The organism is Streptomyces xingningensis, from assembly GCF_054957865.1.
The window spans coordinates 1-2,614 of record NZ_JBDJPF010000147.1; the positions used below are offsets into that span (position 1 = coordinate 1).

Consider the following 2,614-nt stretch of genomic DNA (forward strand, 5'->3'; position numbering starts at 1 on the left):
GCGCGGCGTCGGGTGGTCGAACACCAGCGTGGCGGGCAGCCGGAGACCACTCACCACCGAGAGCCGATTGCGCAGCTCCACGGCCGTGAGGGAGTCAAAACCGAGCTCCTTGAACGTTCCTTCGGTCGCGACGTCCGCCGCCGACCGGTGGCCAAGGACGGCTGCCACGCACTCGCGCACCACGTCCATGAGCGCGGCGCGCCGGGCGGGCGCGTCCAGACCCGCCAGCCGAGAGTCGAGCGCGGCCTTGTCGGCGCCGCCGCCGGCTGCTGCCCTGCGCCGTATTCGGGCCCCGGCGAGGCCGCGCAGCACGGCGGGCGGCTCATCCATGAGGCCGCGCAGGTCGATGTCCGCTGCCACCAGCAGTGGGGCGCCCGTACGGCACGCCGTGTCCAGCAGGGCCAGGCCCCGCTTCTCCGGCAGGGGCCGCATGCCGATGCCGCTCAGCCGCGCCAGGTCCGTCTCGTCCAACTGCCGTGTCATCGCGCTGGCCCGCGCCCACAGCCCCCAGGCCACCGACTGACCGGGCAGGCCGTCGGCGCGGCGGCGAGCCGCCAGGGCGTCCACAAATGCGTTGGCGGCCGCGTAACCGGCCTGGCCCGCGTTGCCCAGCACACCGGCCGCCGAGGTGAACATCAGAAACATGCCCAGCGGGGCACCCCTGGTGGCCGCGTCCAGGTTGGCGGCGACCGCGGCCTTCGCCGCCCAGACGGGAGCCAGCAGCTCGGGCGTCTGCGAGGTGACGACGGCATCGCCCATCACCCCGGCGGCATGGATGACGCCGGTCAGCGGGTGCGCGGGGTCGATGTCCGTGACCAGCCCCGTCACGACCTCCGCGTCGGTCAGGTCGGCGGCGACGACGTTCACCTGGGCACCGAGGCCGGTCAGTCGTTCGGCCAGTTCTCGGGCGCCAGGGGCGTCCAGGCCTTGACGGCTCGTCAGCAGCAGATGCCGGACCTGCCAACTGCGGACCAGGTGCTCGGCGACAAGACCGCCGATCATGCCGGTGCCGCCGGCGATCAGGACCGTGCCGTCCGGATCCAGGACGGCGGTCGGTTCCGCTTCCGCTTCGTCGGTGTTGGCACGCCTCAGCCTGGGGACCAGGACGCGGCCACCACGCACGGCGAGTTGCGGCTCGTCGTTCCCAGGCGACGCTGCCCGGACCGCTCGGGACACAGCCGCCGTGTCGGCATCCGCACCGAGGTCGAGGAGGGTGAAACGGCCCGGGTGCTCGGCCTGGGCGCTGCGGACCAGGCCCCAGATGGCGGCGGCGGCCGGATTCGGCTCGGCGGTGGCCGTTTCGTCGTCGTTCGAGGGGATGGGGACGGCGTGGCGGGTGACCAGCACCAGGTGGGTGTCGGCCAGGCGGGGCTCAGCCAGCCAGGTCTGGAGGAGTCGCAGTGCTCGTTGGGTGTGGGACAGGCCGTCGGCGTTCGTTTCGAGCGTGGTCAGGTCCACGAGTGTCGTGGACGGGGCCGCGTCCGTGTCCGCCAGTGCCGTCGGGTCGAGGTGACGGACAATTCCGGATCCGGCCCACGGCGGCTGCTCCGGGCCGATCAGCGTCCAGTGGCGATCGTCGGGCTCATCCGTCTTGTCCGTCTCCGACAATGGTGTCCAGTCGACGGTGAACAAGCCATCCGCCCGGCCGCCGCCGACGGGCCGTAGCTGAGCCGGGTCGGCCTGACGCAACACCACGGCTTCGGCGGTGAGCACGGGCTCGCCGACGGCGTCCGTCATCACGATCCGCAGCCCCGGCTCGTCCGTCCCCCGCTGTTGGAGGGAGAGCCGGATCCGCACAGTGGTGGCGTCGGAGGCCCATAGGGTCACTCCACTCCAGACGAACGGCAACCGCACTCCCGCGTCCGGTCCGTCTGCCTCCTCCTCGATGAGCAGCGCTGGATGCAATGCCGCGTCGAGCAGGGCGGGATGAATGCCGAAGCCGTCCCGCTCCCCGGCCCGTTCGGGCAGTTCCACTTCAGCCAGCAGGTCGGAACCGTGCCGCCAGACCGCGCGCAGCCCCTGGAACGCCGGGCCGTACTCGTAGCCCGAGGCGGCGGCCCGCTCGTACAGGTCCCCGATGCCCACCGGCTCAGCGCCCGCCGGAGGCCACGCACCGGTCAGCCTCTCGGGACCACCGGACGGCTCAGGGCTCAGCACGCCGATGGCGTGGCCCACCCACTCCACATCGCCACCGAGATCGTCGTCCTGGTCGGGGCGGGAGAACACCTGAACTTGGCGCCTGCCGTCGTTGTCCGGCCCGTTCACGGCCACCTGGACCTGAAGGCCTCCGGACTCCGGCAGTACGAGCGGCGCCTGCAACGCCAGCTCACCCACGGTGCCGCAACCCGCGTCGGTGGCGGCCCGCAACGCCCACTCCACCAGCGCCGCCCCCGGCACCAGTGCCGCCCCGGCCACCACGTGATCGGCCAGCCAGCCGCCACCGGATGAAAGGCGTCCGGTCAGCACGAATCCACCATCGGCCAGCGCCACGGCAGCCGGCAACATCGGGTGCCCCGACCGCAGTAGCCCGGCCGCTCGTATGTCACCGACTTCGTCCGCGTCCAGCCAGTAGCGCTGGTGTTGGAAGGGGTAGGTGGGGAGGTCGATGGTGCGG

General features: G+C 72.4%; 1 protein-coding gene. It reads right to left on the reverse strand.

Going from position 1 to position 2,614, the window contains the following annotated elements:
* Window positions 1-2,614, reverse strand: a 2,614-nt coding sequence (locus ABCR83_RS32505; protein WP_462698862.1) for a type I polyketide synthase, incomplete at both ends; no start/stop codon positions are given.